The 21,176-nt window shown below is 65.8% G+C and carries 19 protein-coding genes; 14 read left to right on the top strand and 5 right to left on the bottom strand.

All coding sequences use genetic code 11. From position 1 onward, the window contains the following. Positions 1 to 4: 4 nt before the first annotated feature. The 8 genes from ACQR0W_RS17730 to ACQR0W_RS17695 all read left to right on the top strand — a co-directional run bounded on the left by ACQR0W_RS17730 (position 5) and on the right by ACQR0W_RS17695 (position 8,800). Positions 5 to 370: a hypothetical protein gene (locus tag ACQR0W_RS17730; RefSeq protein ID WP_315752732.1), complete on the top strand. Its 366-nt coding sequence runs from the start codon at positions 5 to 7 to the stop codon at positions 368 to 370. 95 nt (positions 371 to 465) lie between these two features. Further along, complete coding sequence (locus ACQR0W_RS17725) at positions 466 to 858, top strand: FixH family protein (protein WP_315714005.1); 393 nt, start codon at positions 466 to 468, stop codon at positions 856 to 858. A 76-nt stretch (positions 859 to 934) separates the two neighbouring features. After that, positions 935 to 2,359: an efflux RND transporter periplasmic adaptor subunit gene (locus ACQR0W_RS17720; RefSeq protein ID WP_315714004.1), complete on the top strand. Its 1,425-nt coding sequence runs from the start codon at positions 935 to 937 to the stop codon at positions 2,357 to 2,359. Next, positions 2,356 to 5,526, top strand: coding sequence for an efflux RND transporter permease subunit (locus ACQR0W_RS17715; protein ID WP_316169439.1), 3,171 nt, complete (start codon positions 2,356 to 2,358; stop codon positions 5,524 to 5,526). Before ACQR0W_RS17720 ends, ACQR0W_RS17715 begins: the two co-directional genes overlap by 4 nt. A 153-nt stretch (positions 5,527 to 5,679) precedes the next feature. Next, the gene (locus ACQR0W_RS17710; RefSeq protein WP_316169440.1) at positions 5,680 to 6,396 is read left to right on the top strand and encodes a Spy/CpxP family protein refolding chaperone; all 717 of its coding nucleotides are present in this window, start codon (positions 5,680 to 5,682) and stop codon (positions 6,394 to 6,396) included. A 217-nt stretch (positions 6,397 to 6,613) separates the two neighbouring features. After that, on the top strand, positions 6,614 to 6,892 hold the full coding sequence (locus tag ACQR0W_RS17705; RefSeq protein WP_315714001.1) for a metal/formaldehyde-sensitive transcriptional repressor: 279 nt from the start codon (positions 6,614 to 6,616) through the stop codon (positions 6,890 to 6,892). Positions 6,893 to 6,900: 8 nt separating this feature from the next. Next, positions 6,901 to 7,971: a nickel/cobalt efflux transporter gene (locus tag ACQR0W_RS17700; RefSeq protein WP_434840717.1), complete on the top strand. Its 1,071-nt coding sequence runs from the start codon at positions 6,901 to 6,903 to the stop codon at positions 7,969 to 7,971. Between the two features lie 628 nt (positions 7,972 to 8,599). Beyond that, positions 8,600 to 8,800 (top strand): hypothetical protein, encoded by a 201-nt coding sequence (locus ACQR0W_RS17695; RefSeq protein ID WP_315734232.1) that lies wholly within the window; start codon positions 8,600 to 8,602, stop codon positions 8,798 to 8,800. A 119-nt stretch (positions 8,801 to 8,919) separates the two neighbouring features. On the opposite strand, the gene ACQR0W_RS17690 is transcribed toward ACQR0W_RS17695, so the two are convergent. Further along, positions 8,920 to 9,435 carry a hypothetical protein gene (locus ACQR0W_RS17690; RefSeq protein WP_315713998.1) on the bottom strand — a complete coding sequence of 172 codons (516 nt, stop codon included), beginning with the start codon at positions 9,433 to 9,435 and terminating at the stop codon, positions 8,920 to 8,922. A gap of 130 nt (positions 9,436 to 9,565) precedes the next feature. Beyond that, the gene (locus tag ACQR0W_RS17685; protein WP_316169441.1) at positions 9,566 to 11,113 is read right to left on the bottom strand and encodes an acetolactate synthase large subunit; all 1,548 of its coding nucleotides are present in this window, start codon (positions 11,111 to 11,113) and stop codon (positions 9,566 to 9,568) included. A gap of 278 nt (positions 11,114 to 11,391) precedes the next feature. On the opposite strand from ACQR0W_RS17685, the gene ACQR0W_RS17680 reads away from it, so the two are divergent. Together ACQR0W_RS17680 and ACQR0W_RS17675 are read left to right on the top strand one after the other, a co-directional pair. Next, positions 11,392 to 11,964, top strand: a complete 573-nt coding sequence (locus ACQR0W_RS17680; RefSeq protein WP_315826071.1) for a L,D-transpeptidase — start codon at positions 11,392 to 11,394, stop codon at positions 11,962 to 11,964. Between the two features lie 21 nt (positions 11,965 to 11,985). Further along, complete coding sequence (locus ACQR0W_RS17675) at positions 11,986 to 12,828, top strand: DUF2927 domain-containing protein (RefSeq protein WP_410051222.1); 843 nt, start codon at positions 11,986 to 11,988, stop codon at positions 12,826 to 12,828. Between the two features lie 267 nt (positions 12,829 to 13,095). Here the strand turns inward: ACQR0W_RS17675 and ACQR0W_RS17670 are convergent, their stop codons facing one another. From ACQR0W_RS17670 to ACQR0W_RS17660, 3 genes are all read right to left on the bottom strand, one after another. After that, positions 13,096 to 14,241 carry a M48 family metallopeptidase gene (locus tag ACQR0W_RS17670; protein WP_316169442.1) on the bottom strand — a complete coding sequence of 382 codons (1,146 nt, stop codon included), beginning with the start codon at positions 14,239 to 14,241 and terminating at the stop codon, positions 13,096 to 13,098. Continuing rightward, positions 14,216 to 15,349, bottom strand: a complete 1,134-nt coding sequence (locus ACQR0W_RS17665; RefSeq protein ID WP_315714374.1) for a DUF898 family protein — start codon at positions 15,347 to 15,349, stop codon at positions 14,216 to 14,218. Before ACQR0W_RS17665 ends, ACQR0W_RS17670 begins: the two co-directional genes overlap by 26 nt. A gap of 207 nt (positions 15,350 to 15,556) precedes the next feature. Beyond that, positions 15,557 to 16,729: an isovaleryl-CoA dehydrogenase gene (locus ACQR0W_RS17660; RefSeq protein ID WP_315713993.1), complete on the bottom strand. Its 1,173-nt coding sequence runs from the start codon at positions 16,727 to 16,729 to the stop codon at positions 15,557 to 15,559. Positions 16,730 to 16,946: 217 nt separating this feature from the next. Between ACQR0W_RS17660 and ACQR0W_RS17655 the strand changes: the two genes are divergently transcribed. The 4 genes from ACQR0W_RS17655 (at position 16,947) to ACQR0W_RS17640 (ending at position 21,094) form a co-directional block, all read left to right on the top strand. Further along, a complete protein-coding gene (locus ACQR0W_RS17655) occupies positions 16,947 to 18,242 on the top strand; it encodes a cytochrome P450 (protein WP_315767816.1) in 1,296 nt (431 codons plus the stop codon). Positions 18,243 to 18,425: 183 nt separating this feature from the next. Beyond that, a complete protein-coding gene (locus ACQR0W_RS17650; RefSeq protein ID WP_315713991.1) occupies positions 18,426 to 19,697 on the top strand; it encodes a cytochrome P450 in 1,272 nt (423 codons plus the stop codon). A 276-nt stretch (positions 19,698 to 19,973) separates the two neighbouring features. Then, the gene (locus ACQR0W_RS17645; protein ID WP_315752662.1) at positions 19,974 to 20,513 is read left to right on the top strand and encodes a thiamine pyrophosphate-binding protein; all 540 of its coding nucleotides are present in this window, start codon (positions 19,974 to 19,976) and stop codon (positions 20,511 to 20,513) included. Beyond that, positions 20,513 to 21,094 (top strand): thiamine pyrophosphate-dependent enzyme, encoded by a 582-nt coding sequence (locus ACQR0W_RS17640; RefSeq protein WP_315713989.1) that lies wholly within the window; start codon positions 20,513 to 20,515, stop codon positions 21,092 to 21,094. Before ACQR0W_RS17645 ends, ACQR0W_RS17640 begins: the two co-directional genes overlap by 1 nt. Positions 21,095 to 21,176 lie beyond the last annotated feature (82 nt).

Raw genomic sequence — 21,176 nt, 5'->3', positions numbered from 1 at the left:
CTCGATGCGGCTCGTCCGTACCATCCTGGCGTTCGCGATTGCCCTGTCCGTGGCGATGCTGCCGATCGGCGCATCGGCGGCTGTGATGGCGTCGTCGGACGAGATGCAGACGAGCATGCAGATGGACGACGGGGCCGGCATGTCGATGGACGAATGCTGCCCCGACGACATGAAGGGCACCGGCTCCCCGTCGCACAACACCAAATGCAGCATGGGTTTCTGCTGCGCGGGAGGGACGGTTGCGCTCGGCGATGTCAGGGCCGTTGCCTTCGCGCCCCTCGCCGTGAGCGCGACCAGGATCGCCATTCCCGCCGATCAGGTCGCTTCTCTTCACAGCGGCAGTCCTCCGTTCCGACCTCCTCGAGTCTGATCTCGCACGAGCCGACGCGCACAATGTCTGCGCGCCGATGACTGACGTGCGCGCCGCGGGCGCCACGGCCGAGATCCATTCATGAGGACAGGACCATGCTTTCCAGAATCAGCACCGCGGCCCTCGCCGCCACCCTTTCGCTCGCCGCACCGGCCGCCATCGCCGGCGCCGCCGACTACAGCTTCGAGCCCGTCACGGCCGAGATGAAGAAGGGCGACGACGTCACGGTCGCCGTTCGTCTCACCCATAAGCAGACCGGCAAGGCCGTAACTGACGCGGTCATTTTCAAGACACGCGTCGACATGGCGCCGGATGGGATGGCCGACATGGTGTCGGAGGTGGCGCCGCTGCCGTCCAAGGAGCCCGGCGTCTACGCCTTCAAGACCGACCTGCCGATGGCCGGGCGCTACCAGGTCACACTCTCCGCGAAGGTGCAGGGCGAGCCGGAGACGGTCACCGGCAAGGTCGTCGTCAAGGCGACGAAGTGAGCCTGCGGGGCGCTCCCCGACGAGCGCCCCGCCCTTCCCAACGGATCGCGCGCGTCGCGCGCCTCACGGTGATGTCATGAACACATTGCGTCTGCTCGCGGCCGTTACGCTCGGCGCCGGCCTTGGTTTGGGTGGTCTCTGGTCGATCCAGACATCGCCGCCGTCGCTCCGCCCCCATCTTGCCGCCACGGCGGCGGAGCGGATGCCGCTGTATTATCGCGATCCCAGCGGCGCCCCTGCCTGGTCGGCAGGCCCCAGGAAGGACGAGCGCGGGCGGGACTACCTGCCGGTCTACGACGACGATCAAGCCGCGCCCGCCCCCGCCAAGCCGAAGCAGCAGGCGGACTCCTCGCGCCGGATTCTCTACTACCGCAATCCCATGGGCCTACCTGACACGTCGCCTTCTCCGAAGAAGGACCCGATGGGAATGGACTACGTTCCCGTCTACGAGGGCGACGATGCCGAGGATGGCGTGGTGAAGCTGTCGCCCGGCAAGATCCAGCGGACGGGCGTGAGATCCACGCCGGTCGAGCGGCGCACGCTCCGCATCGCCGTCAAGGCACCGGGAACGATCCAGCTCGACGAGCGCCGAGTCTCCGTGATCGCGATGCGGGCCGAAAGCTTCGTGCAGAAGGTCGCCGACGTGACCACGGGCACGCGCGTGAAGGCGGGCCAGCCGCTGATGGAGATCTACAGCTCGGCGATGGCCGCGGCCGCAGCCGAGTATCTCTCCACCATCAATTCCAACATCGTCGGCGGCAACGCAGCCTACGGCCGCGGCGCGCGCCAGCGCTTGACCAATCTGGACGTCCCGGAGCCGGTGATCATGGCGATGGAGAGGTCGCGCGTCGCACCGATCACGGTTCAATGGTCGGCGCCGCGCGATGGCGTCGTGCTGGAGCGCAATGCGACCGAAGGCATGCGCGCCAATCCGGGCGACGTGCTGTTCCGGATCGCCGACATCTCGACGGTCTGGGCCTTGGTCGATGTCGCCGAACGCGACCTCGGCAGCATCGCCGTCGGACAGCCCGTGACGATCCATGCGCGCAGCTTCGCGGGCCGAACCTTCGCCGGCACGATCGCAGTCGTCTATCCCCAGGTGAACAAGGACACGCGGACGGCGCGCCTACGGATCGAGCTCGCCAATCCGGACCTCGCGCTGCTCCCCGACATGTATGTCGATGCCGAGATCGACACCGCGGACCCGGCGCCGCTCTTGGCCGTGCCCGCTGATGCCGTGCTCGACACCGGCAGGCGCCAGGCGGTCCTCATCGACAAGGGCGGCGGCCGCTACGAGCCGCGCGCCGTGACGCTCGGCCGGCGCGGCGCCGGCTATGTCGAGGTGCGCGATGGCCTGTCGGATGGCGAGGCGGTCGTCACCTCGGCCAACTTCCTGATCGACGCCGAAAGCAACCTGAAGGCCGCGCTGAAGAGCTTCGCGGACTCCGACGAAGCGCAATCCGCCGGCAGCGACCACGCCGGCATGGGAGACCACAAATGATCGCCCGCATCATTGCCTGGTCGGCGCGCAACCTGCTGCTGGTCCTGTTCGGGACCGGCTTCGCCGCAGCAGCCGGGCTCTACGCACTCATTCACCTGCCGCTCGACGCAATTCCCGATCTGTCGGACACCCAGGTGATCGTCTACACCGAGTATCCCGGTCAGGCGCCTGAGGTCATCGAAGACCAGGTCACCTATCCCCTGACGACCGCGATGCTCACGGTGCCGAAGTCGAAGGTCGTGCGCGGCTTCTCGTTCTTCGGCGTGTCGTTCGTCTACGTCATCTTCGAAGACGGCACCGACATCTACTGGGCGCGCTCGCGCGTGATGGAGTTCCTGAACAGCGCGGCCTCGCGGCTTCCGGCGGGGATCACGCCGACGATCGGCCCGGACGCGACCGGCGTCGGCTGGGTCTACCAATACGCCGTCATGTCGAAGGAGCTGAATCTCGCCGACACCCGCACGATCCAGGACTGGAACCTGAAGTTCGCGCTCGCCAAGGCCGAGGGTGTCGCCGAGGTCGCGAGCATCGGCGGCTTCGTCAAGCAGTACAACGTCGTGCTCGACCCGCAGCGCATGCGCGACCGCGGCATCAGCCTGCAGAAGATCCGCGATGCGATCCGCGCCAGCAATGCCGATGTCGGCGGCCGGACGGTCGAGCTGTCCGAGTTCGAATACGTCATCCGCGGCAAGGGCTATCTGAAGAGCATCAACGATCTCGGCAACATCGTGCTCAAGAGCTCAGGCGGCACGCCCGTGCTGCTGCGCGACGTCGCCAATGTCGAGCTTGGCCCCGACGAACGGCGCGGCATCGCCGAGCTCAATGGCGAGGGCGAGGTCGCCAGCGGCATCGTACTACAGCGCTTCGGCGTCAACGCGCTCGACGTGATCGAGAACGTCAAGAAGCGCCTGCATGAGATCGCGAGCAGCCTGCCCAAATCGGTCGAGATCGTTCCGGTCTACGACCGCTCGAACCTGATCTATGCCGCCATCGACACGCTGAAGCACACGCTGCTCGAGGAGAGCATCGTCGTCGCCTTCGTCTGCATCGTGTTCCTGCTGCACGTCCGCAGCGCCCTGGTCGCCATCCTGATGTTGCCGGTCGGCGTGCTGATGGCGTTCGGCGCGATGAAGCTGCTCGGACTCGGCTCGAACATCATGAGCCTGGGGGGCATCGCGATTGCGATCGGCGCCATGGTGGATGCCGCGATCGTCATGATCGAGAACGCCCACAAGCATCTGGAGCGTGCCGAGCCCGACGCATCACGCGTCCAGATCCTGATCGACGCGGCCGCGGAGGTCGGTCCCGCCCTGTTCTTCAGCCTGCTGATCATCACCGTGTCGTTCATGCCGATCTTCACGTTGGAATCGCAGGAAGGCCGGCTGTTCAGCCCGCTCGCCTTCACCAAGACGTTCTCGATGGCGGCAGCGGCGCTACTCTCGGTGACGCTGGTGCCGGCGCTGATGGTGATCTTCGTGCGCGGCAGGATCGTTCCCGAGCATCGCAATCCGATCAACCGCTTGCTGATCTGGATCTACCGGCCGGTCATCAAGGGTGTGCTGCGGGCCAAGACGCTCGTGATCCTCGCCGCGGCCGCCGTGCTCGCCATCACCGTCTGGCCGGCACGCCAGCTCGGCACCGAATTCATGCCGAGCCTGAACGAGGGCACGCTGCTCTACATGCCGACCACCCTGCCCGGCATCTCCGTCACCAAGGCCGCCGAGCTGATGCAGATGCAGGATCGGATCATCAAGTCGTTCCCCGAGGTCGCCTCTGTCTACGGCAAGGCCGGGCGGGCGGCGACCGCCACCGACCCCGCGCCGACCGAGATGTTCGAGACGGTCGTCAACCTCAAGCCCAGGGAGCAGTGGCGGCCCGGCGTCACGATCGACAGCCTCGTTGCCGAGATGGACAAGGCGCTGCAATTCCCCGGCGTCTCCAACGCCTGGACCATGCCGATCAAGGCGCGCATCGACATGCTCTCGACCGGCATCCGCACGCCGATCGGCGTCAAGGTAATAGGCACGGACCTGACCGAGATCGATCGTCTGGCCAAGCAGATCGAGCGGGTGATCAAGACCGTCCCCGGAACCTCCTCGGCCTATGCCGAGCGCGGCATCGGCGGCTATTACCTTGAGATCACGCCCGACCGCGAGGCCCTCGCCCGCTACGGACTCCTGGTCCAGGACGTCCAGGATACGATCGCGGCCGCGCTCGGCGGCCAGACGGTCACCACGACGGTGGAGGGCCGGCAGCGCTTCAGCGTGAACATGCGCTATCCGCGCGATCTCCGCGACAATCCGAAGGCCATCGCCAGCGATGTCCTGGTGCCGATGCCCTCAGGCGGCGCCGTGCCGCTCGGCGAGGTCGCGAAGGTCGAGCCGGCACGTGGCCCCACCTCGATCCGCACCGAGAACGGCCAGCTCGCGACCTACATCTATGTCGACATCCGCGACCGCGACATCGGCAGCTACGTCGCGGACGCGCAGCGCGCCGTCACCGAGAGCATCCAGTTTCCGGCCGGCACCTATGTACTCTGGAGCGGCCAGTATGAGTATCTGCAACGCGCGACTGCCCGGCTCAAGATCGTCATTCCCGTGACGCTCACCATCATCTTCCTGCTGCTGTATCTGAACTTCAGGGCCATGACCGAAACCCTGATCGTGATGCTGTCGCTGCCGTTCGCGCTGGTGGGCGGCATCTGGATGATGTGGTGGCTCGGCTTCAATCTGTCGGTCGCCGTCGCCGTCGGCTTCATTGCGCTTGCCGGCGTCGCCGCAGAGACCGGCGTCGTGATGCTGATCTATCTCGATCACGCGCTGGCCGCGGTGAAGGCGAGGCGCAGCGTCGAAGGCTGTCCGGTGAATCGGCAGGATCTCCAGGACGCGATCATGGAAGGCGCGGTCGAGCGCGTGCGCCCGAAGATGATGACCGTTGTCGCGATCATGGCGGGCCTGCTGCCGATCATGTGGAGTACGGGCACAGGGTCAGAGATCATGCAGCGCATCGCCGTGCCGATGATCGGCGGCATGATTTCGTCGACCCTGCTCACCCTCATCGTGATTCCGGCCATCTTCGGTCTGGTCAAGGGACGCAGCCTGTCGACCAGAACCGGGACGGCGGCAAGCGCCTCGAGCGGGTCGCAGGACGTGCAAAGGGCAGCTTGATCCACCGACAGCGAGAGGAGAGACGATGAGAAATTTCGCGACAGGAGCTCCGGTGGTCGCGGCGTTGCGGCTAAGGCGCCCGATCACGGTCAGCGACTAGCCGTACCGGCGCTGACAACGAACGATCGTCACCCCTGAGCCCGCCGACCGTTGATGTGGATCAACCTGAATGGCCCAAGTCTGGCCATTGTTGGTCGCCCCCTGAAGGAGGACTTGGTCATGCAAAAATTGCCCCTGGCTTTTCTGTTGGCGTTTTCTGCTTTGGCGCATCCCGCCTTTGCTCAATCCTCTAGTGACCATTCGGCCCATCATCCTGATCAGAAGGAAGCGCCAGCAACTGATACCGGCAAATCGACCAGCGGGGCGAGTTCGTCACAGACCATGATGGGCGGCGGCATGATGAAGATGATGGACGGCATGCCGATGTCCAACATGATGCCGATGATGTCCGGCATGACGCGGCCGTCCGACGATTGTATGGGCGGCATGGAGGTGCTCGATCATGTGGAGGGACGAATCGCATTCCTGCGGGCGGAGCTGAAGATCACGGACGCCCAGATGCCGGCATGGAACGGCTTCGCCGACGCGTTTCGCGCGCGTGCGAAGACGCTCGGCGATCTGCGGACTGCGATGATGTCGCAGGCCGGCTCGGAGACGGTGCTCGACCAGCTGACCGCACAGGAAAAATCGCTATCGGCTCGCCTCGACGCCACGCGAGCGATCAAGACCGCCCTGAGCGACCTCGTCGCAACCTTTTCCGACGAGCAGCGAAAGGTGGCCGACGAACTGCTCGCGCCCAATCTCGGCATGCCGCCGATGGGGATGCGGGGCGGCCGAATGAGCTCCATGCGGATGCAGCGGGGCCATTAGGAGAGGACCTGCTCCATGAAGCCGTCGACTCCGCCTCCGCCTGGCAGTCGTCAATCCGAACGGGGGATCCGCGGCGCTCGTCGGTTTCGTGCAATGACCGGTACGAAGGGGCTGCCGGGGGCCGATCGGCAAGCGGATACGCCGCGAGCGTCGCATTCGACGTCTGCGGTCGACATGGGAAGTTGACCTATATAGGGTACCCCCCTATATTATCCCGATGTCGCACACCATCAAACACAAGTCCAAGCTCCTCGCACGGGTCCGGCGCATCAAGGGCCAGATCGATGCGGTGGAGCGCGCGCTCGAAGCGGAGTTGGGCTGCGCCGACGTGCTCATGCTCGTCGCGTCGGTCAGGGGCGCAATCGGAGGCCTGACCACCGAGCTGCTGGAAGATCACATCCGGCACCATGTCGTGGACCCCGCGCACGAAAGCGATCCCGACAAGGCCAAGGGCGCCGCCGACCTGATCGAAGTGGTCCGGACCTATCTGAAGTGAGACTGGCATTGACCGATCTGTCTCAACTGCTCCAGCAAGGCAGCGCGCATGCGTGGCTGTTCGTGCCCAGCGCGATTGCCCTGGGTGCGCTGCATGGCCTGGAGCCCGGTCATTCCAAGACCATGATGGCCGCCTTCATCGTCGCAATCCGCGGCACCGTCCTGCAGGCCGTGCTGCTCGGCCTCTCGGCGACCATCTCCCACACCGCGATCGTATGGGTGATCGCACTCGCCGGTCTTCACTTCGGTCAGGAGCTTTCGGGCGAGCGCAGCGAAGCCCTTCTGCAACTGATCTCGGCCGTCGTCATCATCGGCATCGCGGCCTGGATGGTCTGGCGCACCTGGCGGGACCAGAGTGGACACCATGACCATGACCATCATCACCATCACGACGCGCTGCGATCGGTCGCGCTTGCCGGCCACGCGCTGTCGGTGGAGATCTTCGAAGATGGCGTGCCGCCGCGTTGGCGGATCCGGAACGACACCGGCGCACTCCCACCCGCCGACACGCTCCACGTCACGACCGTTCGTGGAGACGGCCGCGAGCAGCAGTTCAGTTTCCGGGCCAGCGGCGACGCCTTGGAGAGCATCGAGGAGATCCCGGAGCCGCACGCGTTCAAGGCGCGGATCACGCTTGCTGGCGCCTCCGTCGAGATCCTGTTCGAGGAGCATACCCACGATCACATGGACCTCGGCGACGAGGACGATGCCCATGCGCGCGCCCACGCCGACGACATTCGACGGCGCTTCGCCGGCCGTACGGTCACGACCGCACAGATCGTCCTCTTCGGACTGAGCGGCGGTCTGATCCCTTGCCCCGCCGCCATCACGGTCCTGCTGTTGTGCCTTCAACTGAAGCAGTTCAGCCTGGGCTTCATCCTGGTGCTCTGCTTCGGCATCGGCCTGGCCATCACCATGGTGTCCGTCGGCGTTCTGGCCGCACTCAGCCTTCGGCATGTCGAGCGCCACTGGTCCGGCTTCAGCCGCCTCGCGCACCAGGCGCCCTATCTCTCGGCTGCTCTGATCGTACTGGTCGGGACCTATACGGGTTGGCTGGGACTGCACCAACTGATGACTTGAGGCGAAAGCGCGACCTAAGCCGATCCGGCGCCACAGAGGATCCATGGGCGAATTCGTCCGTGAATGTCGGCCGGACTAGCCTCTCATCGGCAGATCGAACCGCCGCCGATCGATCGCCTCGCGCTCCAACAGTCCCGCCGCCCGCGCAGAGATCCGGCGTAGATCTGACGGCGGCGCTCCTGGCTCTCCGTAGCGGCGTCGATGCGAGATCATCGATGTCGCGCGCAGCTTCCAGGCAGCGCCCGAGCTTGGCGGGCATGCCGAGGTCCTGGTCGTGGGCTCGAGCGACCTCCGCCAGGATCTCGGCACCGCGCTGAGGCCGATTGGCATGCCATTCATTCCCATGACGCCGCGAGCCCACCGCACCGCGATGAGAGCCCGAAGCTCGCAGCCGCAGTTGGAGGCTGCTGTGTCGATGCACTGGGCCAAATTGGCCTCGCTCACCCGCGCATGGGCTCCCTGCGTCCGGCACAATCGTCACAGAATGCCCTCGCCGCTGCCCGTGCCGCCGGTGCAAGTCGGCTTTTGCGGGGCGGAACTCTCACGTTTTCCTGATTCCTGCGTCAGAACGCCGCTGGTCGAATTCGCCTATGGTCCGGCGCGTTTCCAACCCACGGAGGTTTTCCGCATGCGTAAACTGATCATCGCTACCGCCGCCCTCGCGTTCGTCTCGTCGGCCGCTCTTGCCCAGTCCACCGAGAAGCCGATGACGACCACCGGCCAGTCGGCGAAGAGCGGCGACGCCATGGGCGGGGGCGACGACATGAAGATGAGCAAGACGAAGAAGAAGTCGGCGAAGAAGTCGTCCGGCGACGCCATGTCGAAGTAAGGCGTGGGAGCGCCTGTCCGCAGGCTCCACATGCGCGACGAGATCGGGCCGCTCCTCTCAGGGGCGGCCCTTGTTCATTCGCGTCGACCGGCGATCACGCACCTCTTCTGCGAGATGTCTCAGCCGGCGGCGAGTCCCATCTGCTGCAATCGCCCCGCGAACCAGGCCGACAAGACCGGATCGATCCGGGCGCCGACATAGACCTCCGGCGTGATCACGCTGCGGCGGTCGAGAATCACCAGCACGCCGATCCAATAGGCGAACCACAGATGCGGATCGGTCAGCGCCATCAGCTTGTGGCGGTCATGCGCCAGCGGCTGGTGGTTGCCGGCCTTGCGGACCTCGATCGCCAGCAGATTGTCGGGCACGGCACGCTTGTGCACGACGATGTCCGGGTAGACCGATTTTCCCAGCTCGTCGTCGGTCGAGACGATGGTGCCACGCGGCAGCAGCATGGCGCGGTCGCCGAGCCGGTTGTAATCGCAATCGACGTCCCACCCCAGGAAGTTGCGTTCGAGATGCACCGCCAGCCGATGCGTCAAGGCGCGCTCGCCGAGATCACGGTCGAGGATGAAGCGCTCGCGCGCATAGAACTCCTGCAGCGCAGAGATCAGCCGGTTCAATTCACTGTGCATGCCGCTCAGATACAGGAGAGAAGGACACCTCACCATCAACACGCGATCGGCGTGAGTCGCCAACCCCATAAATGAGGCGATGCGCCTTCCCTCGGCCGGCGGCCGTTTTGCGGCCGCCAGCGTTGCGGATTTACATCTGCACTTCGATCAGGCGCGGACCATATTCGGCGTTCGCCTCGGCCAGCGCGGCATTGAACTCGTCGGCCGAGGTGACGGCGCGGCCGGGGACGCCCATGCCCTTCGCCATGGCGACGAAGTCGAGCGTCGGACGGTCGATCTTGAGCATGTCCTGGGCGCGCTGGCCGGGCTCACCGGCGCCGACGCCGTCGAACTCGCCGCGCAGGATCTGGTAGATCCTGTTGGCGAACACCACCGTGACGACGTTGAGGTTCTCGCGCGCCTGGGTCCACAGCGACTGGATCGTGTACATCGCGCTGCCGTCGCCCACGAGGCACATGACCTTGCGGTCCGGGCAGGCCACCGCGGCGCCGGTCGCGACCGGGGTCGAGAAGCCGATCGAGCCGCCCATGTTCTGCAGCCAGTCATGCGGCTTGGCGGCCGCCGTCGGCGGGAAGAAGCCGCGGCCCGTGGTGATGGATTCGTCGACGACGATCGCGTTCTCGGGGATCGCATAGGCGATCGCCTGGGCGATGGTGGTGTGGTTCAGCGCGCCGGTGGGCTTGATCAGCTCGGCGAGCGGCTGCGGCTTCACGTCGGCCGGCTTGGCGCCGAGATGGCCGGCCAGCGCCTCGAGCGCCGCGGCCGAGTTCTCGCCCCAGGCGGTCATGCGGTGTACCTCGGTGCCCTCGGCCTTGAGCATGCTCGGCTTGTTCGGATAGGCGAAGAAGGCGACGGGGTCGTTGGCCTCGACCAGCACGATGTGCTTGTAGTTCTTCAGGATCGGCAGCGCCTGCTCGATCACGTAAGGGATGCGGTCGATCGAGAAGCGGCCGGCGCCGCGCGCCATGCGCGGGTGATAGGTCTGGCCCATCACGCGGCAGCCGGTCTTGCCGGCAATCTGCTGGGCGAAGGTCAGCGCCTGCTCGGTCAGCGCGCCCGCCGTCATCAGCACCAGGGTCTCGGGGCCGTGGGCATGCAGGATCTTGGCCGCCTTCTCCACCGCGTCAGCCGAATAGCTCGGGCGCTGCGCCTCTCCCGGAACCTGGGCAATGCCGTCGGCCTCGTTCCAGGCGGTGTCGGCGGGCAGGATCAGGGTGGCGATCTGCGGCGGCGCGCTCTTGGCGGCGGCGATCGCGGCGGCGCCGTCGGCGGCCACGGCCTTGGCGCTCGGCGAGGTCCGCACCCAGTCCGACATCGGCCGCGCCAGGCCTTCGATGTCCGAGGTCAGCGGCGCGTTGAAGCCGATGTGGTAGGTGGCGTGCTGGCCGACGATGTTGACGATGCCCGAGCGGGCCTTCTTGGCGTTGTGCAAATTGGCAAGGCCGTTGGCGAGGCCGGGGCCGAGATGGAGAAGCGTCGAGGCCGGCGTGCCCTTCATGCGGAAATAGCCGTCGGCGGCGCCGGTCACCACGCCTTCGAACAGGCCGAGCACGCAGCGCATGCCCTCGACACGGTCGAGCGCGGCGACGAAGTGCATCTCGGAGGTGCCCGGATTGGTAAAGCAGACGTCAACGCCGCCCGCGACCAGGGTCCGCACCAGGCTTTCCGCACCGTTCATCCTATTCTCCTGCTGATTCCGCGCGCCATTTGCAATGCTGGGCAGATCAATCATTGTTCGCCGGCGGCGTCAAAGGGGCTGGCCGCATTGCTGCCATCGCCGCGGCGCTCATGCGCGGGCTTGGCTAACAGGATGTTGGTCCAGGACGCGCGCGATTTTCCGTGGGATTTGGGTCACGGACCGTCGCCACATACCGGCCTCACGCCGCCGTGGGTTGCGAAGTGCAACCGTTTATGGCCTGTCTGCGAACGGAATTTGATGTTTGCCAGGGGATGGAAATGAAGCGCTGTTTGGCTTTGGGAATTGCTGTGGTCGCCTCGGTGGCAAGCGCCGGGATGGCGCGGGCGGAAATGTTCGACACCAGGGACCTCTTCGGCGGCGGGCCGAACTTCTACCAGAGCGGCGTGAGCCCGATTCCGCGCCAGACCGTGATGTTCCAGAGCCAGTATGCGCCGGGCACCATCATCGTGAACACCAGCGAGCGCCGGCTCTATCTGGTCCTGCCCGGCGGCCAGGCGTTGCGCTACGGCATCGGCGTCGGCCGTGACGGGTTCCGCTGGAGCGGCGTGCACCGCATCACCGCGAAGAAGGAATGGCCGGCCTGGACCCCGCCGTCGCAGATGCTGCGGCGCCGGCCCGATCTGCCGCGCCACATGGCCGGCGGCATCGAGAACCCGCTCGGCGCCCGCGCGATGTATCTCGGCTCCACGCTGTACCGCATCCACGGCTCGAACGAGCCCGAGACGATCGGCCAGGCGGTATCGTCGGGCTGCTTCCGCATGACCAATGACGACGTCGCCGACCTCTACGACCGCGTCTCGGTCGGCACCACCGTGATCGTCAAGAACTGAGAGCCGCACGCGACCACGACGATGAGGCAATGTCACAGCGCGCATCCTCGCCGGCAGCACCGGTGCTCCGGGCGTCCCCTGCGGAGCGCGGTGGCTGCCGCGCTGGCTGCGCTCGTGACCGTGGTGGTCCCGCTGCCGGCGTCGGCCGCCGAAATTCCGGCGATCGCCGCCCGCCAGCGCATCGAGAAGAAGAGCTTCACCGACGCCGAGATCACCGACGGCTTCTTCAAGACCGCCTTCGGCGCCGAGTATCACCTGGCGGGCCGGGTTGACCGCATCCGGAAATACAGCGCGCCGGTGCGGGTGTTTGCCGACGGCCGCCGCGCCGACCGCAAGGCGCAGCTCGCCAAGGTCGTCAAAGATATCGCCGCCCGCATCCGCAACCTCGACATTGCGATGACCGAGACCGACGGCGACGCCAATGTCCGCGTCAAGCTGGTGCGCGACCGCGACCTCTACCACACCATCAGCCAAGCCTATGGCAGCGAGCGCGCGCGCGAGATCAAGACCTCGCTGGATCCGCAATGCCTGTCCGGCTTCCGCAAGAACGAGGCGTTCGAGATCGAGCGCTCCGACGTCATCCTGACCGTCGACAACGGCGATTTCGTCTTCCTCGATTGCGCCTATGAGGAGCTGCTGCAGTCGCTCGGGCCGATCAACGACACCTCGAGCGTGCCCTGGACGATGTTCAACGACAACGTCTCGATGGGCTATTTCGACGTCTACGACCAGTACATCCTCAACCTGCTGTACGACCCGCGCGTCAAGGCCGGCATGACGCTCGCCGACGTCAAGGCGGTGCTGCCGGACGTGCTGGTCGATGTGCGGGCCTGGGTCAGGAAGACCAACAATCTGGCGGAGTGAGCGGTCGGTTGATCCGAACGCGCTTGTGATCGCCTCATTGAGAGCCCGGACGCCGCCTCAGCCTCCGCTGTCGTCCCTGCGAACGTAGGGACCCATACGCCGCGGCCTCTGCAAGTGGCAAGCTGAGCGACGCCCGCTTCCAACAACAAGGTTCGGTGGTTATGGGTCCCTGCGTTCGCAGGGACGACACCAAATGTATGGCAACGCTGTCGGCACAAATCGACGCCAAGCGCAGCCGTCGCCCGAACGCCAAACGCGTCCCAATGCCTAGCGACAAATCTCCTTCAGCGCCTTCCACTCCTCCGCACTGAGCAGCGGCGGGCCGCTCGGCGGCCGGTCCTCGGCACGCATGCGGGCGAGACGGTCCTCGCTGAGCGGATGGCTGGCCCACAGCGACGGGCGCTTGCCGTCCTCCTTGCCGGTGATGCGGAACAGCAATTCACCCATCGGGCGCGTCGGCCGTCCGAGCTTATGCATCACCTCGATGGCGAAGCCGTCCGCGGCCGCCTCCGCCTCGCGCGAATAGGACGCGTTGATCATGGCCCGCGAGGCGAAGATCGCCGCACCCGCGCCGGTGACGTCGCCGAACAGCAGGCCGATCAGGAACGAGCTGCCGCCATTGTGGATCAGCTGCCTCAGGTTGTCGCGGTGCTTGAGGTGGCCGAGCTCATGCGCCAGCACGCCGGCGACCTCGTCGGGGTCATTGGCCTTGTCGAGCAGCCCCCTGAACAGGAAGAATCGCCCGCCCGGCAGCGCGAAGGCGTTGGGGATCGGCGTGTCCAGCACCTGCGACGCGATGCTGTCGTCGAGGCCGGCGGGGTGGCGCAGCGCCGTCACCAGCTTGGCGAACGCGGCCTGCCCCGCCGCCTCGCTGCAGAGCTTGTCGCCGAACACGGTCTGGATCTGCACCACGGCGGCCTCGCCGAGATGCCGCTCCATGGTCGGCGGCACCAGGGGCGTCAGCCGGTCGGAGGCGAACGGAATCACCACCAGCACGACGGCGACGATCGAGGCGGCGGCGGCCAGCGACCAGCCGACGATGCGCGTGATGGCGCCGCGGGTCATCCTGTTCTGGTCGATGTGGCTGCAGCGCGCGATCAGCTCGGCCGACAGCGCTGCGTCGCGGATCTCCAGCCGCGCCAGCGGCGACGCCGACAGGCAGCTCATGCGCAGCGTGCCGCTCGGTCCATCGACGCGGCGGATGTCGGCATAGGGCCAGGAGACGAAATTGTCGGCGCTGCGCATCACGAGCTGATTGGCAAAGCCGATCGTGACCACCTGCCGCCGGTTGGACAGGCCGTCGAAATAGACCGCAGGGCCGCCGAGCGGAGCGGCAGGCTCGACCGGCGTGGCGGCGGCCGGCGCAGCAGCGCCCGCCGGCCCGGAATCAGAATCCGGCGACGTCGAGTCCATCGGCAAATCCTTCGCCGAGCGCGCTGGCCAGATCGCCCTTGGCGGCGACATTGGCCATGGCCTCGATGCCATGCACTTGAACCGACTGCAGCACGGTCGCCCACATGTCGCGCACCAGATAGAGCCGCATCACGACGTTGAGCGCCAGGATCCAGGCGACGTAGCCCAATCCGACCAGCACCAGCATCGGTATGTTGTCAGACAGCGCCTGCACCTGAGGCAGGCCGTCGCTTCCCGGCCCCAGCAGTTTGATCATCAGCGCGGCGACGCCACTGAAATAGGCGCCGGAGGCGACCGACAGCAGAAACCACCAGCCGATCACCTTCCAATACAGACCATAGAACGCGTTGCCGGGCAGGTCCGATTCCAGACGCACGCCGCCGAAGCGGATGCCCGACAGCCACCAGCGCCACTCGATCGCTTTGAACTGCGCATAGACGAACGGAAACAACGGAAACAGCAGCAGCGCAAACGGCGCGATGACCCACAGATACCAGGCGCGCTTGAAGAACTCCCAGCCGCGTCCCTCGAAGTCGCCGCTGAGATCGCCATAGTGCGAATGCCGCATCTTGTAGCGCTCGAGCGCGGCGGCGCGCCACGGCCAGGCCAGCCCCAGCGTGACCACCGTCAACAAGGTCCACAGCATGGCGCGCCCGGCATAGGCCCAGCCCGAGCCGGTCATCCAGAATCGGATGCCGCGCCAGACCGTGCGCGTCAGGCGGTAGCGGCGCGCGCGGAAGATCGCGAACTGGCCGAAGGCGTAGAAGGCGATCACCAGCGGCACGCTGGCGAAGGCCTTGAAGCGCTCGGCCTCGACGCCGACGAGGAAGTAGGCAAGGTAGATCGGGACCAGGATCGCCATCGCGAACAGGAAGCCAATCAGGAGCTCCTTGCCGCGGCCGGTATATTCGGCGGCATCACCGTCGACGGCCGTGTTGACCCAGAGATGACGGCGGATGTCGGTCGCGAGCCAGAACCGGTAGAAGCCCAGCGTGATCAGTTCGATGGCCGCCCCGCGGCTGACCAGCCGGAAGAACTCGCCACGCGCACCCGAGAAGGTGGCGGTGAGAGGCGGAAGCGGCGGCGGCTGCTCCGGAACGTAGCTCATCTGGTTCACGGCTCAAGCCTCCGACACCCGCAAAAGATCTACAATATACCTCGATGGTTCGTCGCCGGGACGACTTCGAGGTTCGACGTATTTTCTACGCAAGTCGGCCGGAAAAAAACACCGGCCTCGACGAGGATGACTAAAATATCTGCATCCGGCCGGTTGGCGAACGCATGTCCCGCATACGCCAACCGCTTGGTCTGCGCCTCAAGACGTCTTCTCGAACAATTCCCGCCCGATCAGCATGCGGCGGATCTCGCTGGTGCCGGCGCCGATCTCGTAGAGCTTGGCGTCGCGCAGCAGCCGCCCGGTCGCATAGTCGTTGATATAGCCGTTGCCGCCGAGCAGCTGGATCGCATCGAGCGCACATTGCGTCGCCTTTTCGGCGGCGAACAGAATCGCGCCGGCGGCGTCCTCACGCGTCGTCTCGCCCCGATCGCAGGCCTTGGCCACGGCATAGACATAGGCGCGCGCGGCATTCATCGTCGTGTACATGTCGGCAACCTTGCCCTGCACGAGCTGGAAGGTGCCGATCGGCTGGCCGAACTGCTTGCGCTCGTGCACGTAGGGTAGCACCGCGTCCATGCAGGCCTGCATGATGCCGAGCGGACCTGCCGCGAGCACCGCGCGCTCGTAATCGAGGCCACTCATCAGCACGTTGACGCCGCGGCCGACCTGCCCCAGCACGTTCTCCTCCGGGACCTCGCAATCCTCGAACACCAGCTCACAGGTGTCGGAGCCGCGCATGCCGAGCTTGTCGAGCTTCTGCGCGGTCGAGAAGCCCTTCATGCCCTTCTCGATGATGAACGCGGTGATGCCGCGCGGGCCTCCTTGCGGATCGGTCTTGGCATAGACCACCAGCGTCTCGGCGATCGGACCATTGGTGATCCACATCTTGTTGCCGTTGAGGACGAAGCGGTCTCCCTTCTTGTCGGCGCGGGTCTTCATCGACACCACGTCGGAGCCGGCCTGCGGCTCGGACATCGCCAGCGAGCCGACATGCTCGCCCGAGATCAGCTTCGGCAGATATTTGCGCTTCTGCGCCTCGTTGCCGTTGCGGCGGATCTGGTTGACGCAGAGGTTGGAGTGGGCGCCGTAGGACAGGCCCACCGAGGCCGAGGCGCGCGAGATCTCTTCCATGGCGATGCAGTGCTCGAGATAGCCGAGGCCGGCACCGCCATACTCTTCCTCCACCGTGATGCCGTGCAGACCGAGCTCGCCGATCCTGGGCCAGAGATCGCGCGGAAACTGGTTGGAGCGGTCGATCTCGGCAGCGCGCGGCGCGATCTGCTCTTGCGAAAAGCTCGCCACCGTCTCGCGAATCGCGTCTGCGGTCTCGCCGAGATCGAAATTGAACATGCGCTGCGCGTTGGCGATCATGGGGCGGCCTCCTGCTAGTCTTCTGCTTTGCAACAATCGCCCAAAGCCATATTCCGTGACGTGGCGCTTGTCACGCCCGACGTCCGGACAAATACCAGCGTTGCGACGCAAGACCGGCCCGGCGGCCCCACTCCGCGCTTGCCCCGCGCTCCCGGGCAGGATGTAATCGCACCCAACATCGCCGGACAGCTCAAATCCGGCCATCAGGGAGACGTCCATGCACGGGACCACCACGACGGCCGAGGCACAGCGACACGCCGCAGCAGGCGAGCGCGTCGACGACACGGCCGCCAGCCGCGCCGCATCGTTGCCGCTCGCCGAATTCGACCCCGGTCATCCGGAGTTGTTCCGTACCGACACGCACTGGCCCTATTTCGACCGGCTGCGTCGCGAGGATCCGGTGCACTACTGCAAGGAGTCGATGTTCGGTCCCTACTGGTCGATCACCCGATACGACGACATCATGGAGATCGAGACAAACCACGCGGTGTTCTCCTCGGCGTCCGCGCTCGGCGGCATCACCATTCGCGACGTCGATCCTGACCTGCGCCGCGAGAGCTTCATCGCGATGGATCCGCCGCGCCATGCCGCGCAGCGCAAGACCGTGGCACCGATGTTCACGCCGACACATCTCGACGAGCTCGCGATCAACATCCGCAAGCGCTCCGCCGAATGCCTGGACAATCTGCCTGTCGGCGAGGTGTTCGACTGGGTCGATCGCGTCTCGATCGAGCTGACCACGCAGATGCTGGCGGTGCTGTTCGACTTCCCCTGGGAAGACCGCCGCAAGCTGACGCGCTGGTCGGATATCGCGACCACGATCCCCGGCCCCGATGGGCTTGTCGCGACCGAGGACGAACGGCAGGCCGAACTGATGGACTGTGCGCGCTATTTCGCCCGGCTCTGGCAGGAGCGCGTCAACCAGCCGCCGAAGAGCGACCTGCTGTCGATGATGGCCCACAGCGAGGCGACCCGGAACATGGACCCGAAGAACTTCCTCGGCAATCTCGTGCTCCTGATCGTCGGCGGCAACGACACCACGCGCAATACCATGTCCGGCAGCATCTATGCGCTCAGTCAGAACCCTGATCAGTACCGCAAGCTCAAGGACAACCCCGCGCTGATCGACAGCTTCGTCCCCGAGGTCATCCGCTGGCAGACCCCGCTCGCCCACATGCGCCGCACCGCGCTGGAAGACATCGAGTTCCGCGGCAAGCAGATCAAGAAAGGCGACAAGGTCGTGATGTGGTACGTCTCGGGCAACCGCGACGAGGCCGCCATCGAGCGTCCCTACGACTTCATCATCGACCGTGTCAGGCCGCGCCAGCATCTGTCATTTGGCTTCGGCATCCACCGCTGCGTCGGCTTGCGATTGGCCGAACTGCAACTCAAGATCATCTGGGAGGAGATCCTGAAACGATTCGATCATATCGACGTGATGGACGAGCCGAAGCGGGTCTATTCGAGCTTCGTGAAGGGATATGAGACGTTGCCGGTACGGATTGCAGTGTGAACTGATTGCGGTGCAGATCAACTTTGCCGTCATGCCCCGCGCAGGCGGGGCATCCCGTATTCCGGAGAACGATATTGCAATATGATTGACGTCTCGACGTACTGGATCGTCCGCCTTTGCGGAGGATGACGTGAGTACGATCGGTACGGCAGCAAGAAACAGCAGCAAGCAAAGGACCACCCCATGACCGTCCAGGCCGCGCTTCGCTCCGATAAGGCCGATCTGCTGCGCGACGCGCGCCTCGAGGCCTACTCGACGCCGATCGAGGACTTCCATCCCGGCGCGCCCCGGCTGTTCCAGAACGACACGATCTGGCCGTGGTTCGAGCGGCTGCGCAAGGAGGCGCCCGTGCACTACTGCACCAAGGCGCCGATCGAGCCCTATTGGTCGGTGACGCGCTATCACGACATCATGCATGTCGATACCAACCACGCGGTCTTCTCGTCGGACGTCAGCAATGGCGGAATCATGATCCGCGACGTGCCGCCGGGCTATGAGTGGCCGAGCTTCATCGCGATGGACGAGCCCCGCCATGGCGAGCAGCGCAAGACCGTGCAGCCGATGTTCACGCCGGACCATCTCGACGAGATGGCGGTGCTGATCCGGCAGCGCTCGGCCAAGGTGCTGGATTCGCTGCCGCGCAACGAGACCTTCAACTGGGTCGAGAAGGTCTCGATCGAGCTGACGACACAGATGCTGGCGACCCTGTTCGACTTCCCGTTCGAGGAGCGCCGCAAGCTGACGCGCTGGTCGGATGTCTCCACCGCCCTGCCCAAGAGCGGCATCGTTTCGTCGGAGGAGGAGCGCCGCCGCGAGCTCGGCGAATGCGCCGAGACCTTCGGCCGGATGTGGAAGGCGCGTCAGGCCGAGCCCGGCCGCGACCTGATCTCGATGATGGCGCACAGCGAGGCGACGCGGCACATGACGCCGGACAATCTGATGGGCAACCTGATCCTGCTCATCGTCGGCGGCAACGACACCACCCGCAATACGATGACGGCATCGGTGCTGGCGTTGAACGAGAACCCGGCCGAGTATCAGAAGCTGCGCGACAATCCGGCGCTGATCGAGACCATGGTGCCCGAGGTGATCCGCTGGCAGACGCCGCTCGCCCACATGCGCCGCACCGCGCTGGTCGATACCGAGCTCGGCGGGAAGACGATCAAGAAGGGGGACCGCGTCGTGATGTGGTACGTCTCGGGCAACCGCGACGGGGAGGTGATCGAGAACCCCGACGCCTTCATCATCGACCGCAAGCGGCCGCGCATTCATCTCTCATTCGGCTTCGGCATCCACCGCTGCGTCGGCATGCGACTCGCCGAGTTGCAGCTGCGCATCGTCTGGCAAGAGATCCTCAAGCGTTTCGACCGCATCGAGGTCGTGGGCGAGCCGAAGCGGGTCTATTCCAGCTTCGTCCGCGGCTATGAATCGCTGCCGGTGCGGATCCCGGGGTGAGTTCCTGTTGCTCCCGCCACTCCACATGACGATCGCGTGGTCGGCCGCATGGGGCCTCATGGTTCGAGACGCGCCGCGAGCGGCGCTCCTCACCATGAGGGTGAGGAGCCGCGCAGCGGCGTCTCGAACCATGAGGCCTCCCAAGCCGGACCACGAGGCCCTAGGCTGCCTATGAGAATCCGGCATGGCGGGTTGAACGAGATTCAATGGGCTTCGACGGTCGTTTCTGGCTAAATCATCCGCTGCACCATCGGTGCTCATGAACCTCAGGACGCCATGGCCGCTTCCGACACGCCCACCACCGACTGGCCGCTCGCCATCTACGAGGCGCTGAAGGCGGCCGACGTCCGTCAGCTGTGCTACGTCCCCGACGCCGGCCATTCCCGCCTGATCGGCCTCGCCCATGACGATCCCGCGATCGCCACCACGGTCCTGACCACCGAAGAGGAAGGTGTCGCGCTCTCCGCCGGCGCCTGGCTCGGCGGGCAGCGCGCAGTGCTGCTGATGCAGTCGAGCGGCGTCGGCAATTGCGTCAACATGCTGTCGTTGCTTCAGAGCTGCCGCTTCCCGTTCCTCGCCTTCGTGACGATGCGCGGCGAGTGGGCCGAGTTCAATCCGTGGCAGGTGCCGATGGGCAAGGCGACGCAGGCGGCCTTCGAGATCATGGGCGTCACGGTGTTCCGGCTGGAACGTCCCGAAGACGCCGGCGAGATGGCGGCCGCTGCAGCGAGGCTCGCGTTCGACAGCGATCAGCCGATCGCGGTGCTGATCTCCCAGCGCATGATCGGCGCCAAGAAGTGGACGGAGGCGAAGTGATGGGAGCACCGCTCGACCGCCGCACCGCCGTCAAGGCGCTGCTGCAGAACCGTGGCGACCTGCTGGTCGTCAGCGGCCTCGGCTCATCGTCCTACGACGTGTTCGCCGCGGGCGATCACGACGCCAACTTCTATCTCTGGGGCGCGATGGGCGGCGCGGCCATGATCGGCCTGGGTCTCGCACTGGCGCAGCCATCGCGCCCGGTCGTCGTCATCACCGGCGACGGCGAACAACTGATGGGGCTCGGCAGCCTCGCGACTGCAGCCGCGAAGAAGCCCAAGAATCTCTCGATCGTCGTGCTCGACAACGCCCATTTCGGCGAGACCGGGATGCAGATGAGCCATTCCGGGCTCGGCGCAAATCTCGAGCTGATCGCGACCGGAGCCGGCTTTCCCTCCGTCAGCACGCTCGAGGACAGCGCGGCGCTCGACGCCTTCCGGCCAAAGCTGCACGCGTTCTCCGGGCCGCACTTCGCCCGCGTCGCGATCTCGACCGATCACGTTGACCGCGCGCTGCCCGCACGCGACGGTGTCTTCCTCAAAAACCGTTTCCGCGGTCATCTCGGATTTCCCGTCAGCTAGAACGTCGCCGCAGGCGGCCTGCTCTGTCGCTCCGGCAAGGCTGCTCGGCTGCAACGCTGGCATTCCAAGCTTGCCAAGCGTG

It is taken from the genome of Bradyrhizobium sp. HKCCYLRH1034 (genome assembly GCF_051168375.1).
Classification (GTDB): Bacteria; Pseudomonadota; Alphaproteobacteria; order Rhizobiales; family Xanthobacteraceae; genus Bradyrhizobium.
This window is presented reverse-complemented; position numbering and strand designations above follow the sequence as displayed.

Excerpts from the sequence above, each read along its gene's own strand:
- ACQR0W_RS17730 (WP_315752732.1), top strand. The coding sequence starts at position 5 with ATGCGGCTCGTCCGTACCATCCTGGCGTTCGCGATTGCCCTGTCCGTG.
- ACQR0W_RS17725 (WP_315714005.1), top strand. The coding sequence starts at position 466 with ATGCTTTCCAGAATCAGCACCGCGGCCCTCGCCGCCACCCTTTCGCTC.
- ACQR0W_RS17720 (WP_315714004.1), top strand. The coding sequence starts at position 935 with ATGAACACATTGCGTCTGCTCGCGGCCGTTACGCTCGGCGCCGGCCTT.
- ACQR0W_RS17715 (WP_316169439.1), top strand. The coding sequence starts at position 2,356 with ATGATCGCCCGCATCATTGCCTGGTCGGCGCGCAACCTGCTGCTGGTC.
- ACQR0W_RS17710 (WP_316169440.1), top strand. The coding sequence starts at position 5,680 with ATGTGGATCAACCTGAATGGCCCAAGTCTGGCCATTGTTGGTCGCCCC.
- ACQR0W_RS17705 (WP_315714001.1), top strand. The coding sequence starts at position 6,614 with ATGTCGCACACCATCAAACACAAGTCCAAGCTCCTCGCACGGGTCCGG.
- ACQR0W_RS17695 (WP_315734232.1), top strand. The coding sequence starts at position 8,600 with ATGCGTAAACTGATCATCGCTACCGCCGCCCTCGCGTTCGTCTCGTCG.
- ACQR0W_RS17690 (WP_315713998.1), bottom strand. The coding sequence starts at position 9,435 with ATGCACAGTGAATTGAACCGGCTGATCTCTGCGCTGCAGGAGTTCTAT.
- ACQR0W_RS17685 (WP_316169441.1), bottom strand. The coding sequence starts at position 11,113 with ATGAACGGTGCGGAAAGCCTGGTGCGGACCCTGGTCGCGGGCGGCGTT.
- ACQR0W_RS17680 (WP_315826071.1), top strand. The coding sequence starts at position 11,392 with ATGAAGCGCTGTTTGGCTTTGGGAATTGCTGTGGTCGCCTCGGTGGCA.
- ACQR0W_RS17675 (WP_410051222.1), top strand. The coding sequence starts at position 11,986 with ATGAGGCAATGTCACAGCGCGCATCCTCGCCGGCAGCACCGGTGCTCC.
- ACQR0W_RS17670 (WP_316169442.1), bottom strand. The coding sequence starts at position 14,241 with ATGGACTCGACGTCGCCGGATTCTGATTCCGGGCCGGCGGGCGCTGCT.
- ACQR0W_RS17665 (WP_315714374.1), bottom strand. The coding sequence starts at position 15,349 with ATGAGCTACGTTCCGGAGCAGCCGCCGCCGCTTCCGCCTCTCACCGCC.
- ACQR0W_RS17660 (WP_315713993.1), bottom strand. The coding sequence starts at position 16,729 with ATGATCGCCAACGCGCAGCGCATGTTCAATTTCGATCTCGGCGAGACC.
- ACQR0W_RS17655 (WP_315767816.1), top strand. The coding sequence starts at position 16,947 with ATGCACGGGACCACCACGACGGCCGAGGCACAGCGACACGCCGCAGCA.
- ACQR0W_RS17650 (WP_315713991.1), top strand. The coding sequence starts at position 18,426 with ATGACCGTCCAGGCCGCGCTTCGCTCCGATAAGGCCGATCTGCTGCGC.
- ACQR0W_RS17645 (WP_315752662.1), top strand. The coding sequence starts at position 19,974 with ATGGCCGCTTCCGACACGCCCACCACCGACTGGCCGCTCGCCATCTAC.
- ACQR0W_RS17640 (WP_315713989.1), top strand. The coding sequence starts at position 20,513 with ATGGGAGCACCGCTCGACCGCCGCACCGCCGTCAAGGCGCTGCTGCAG.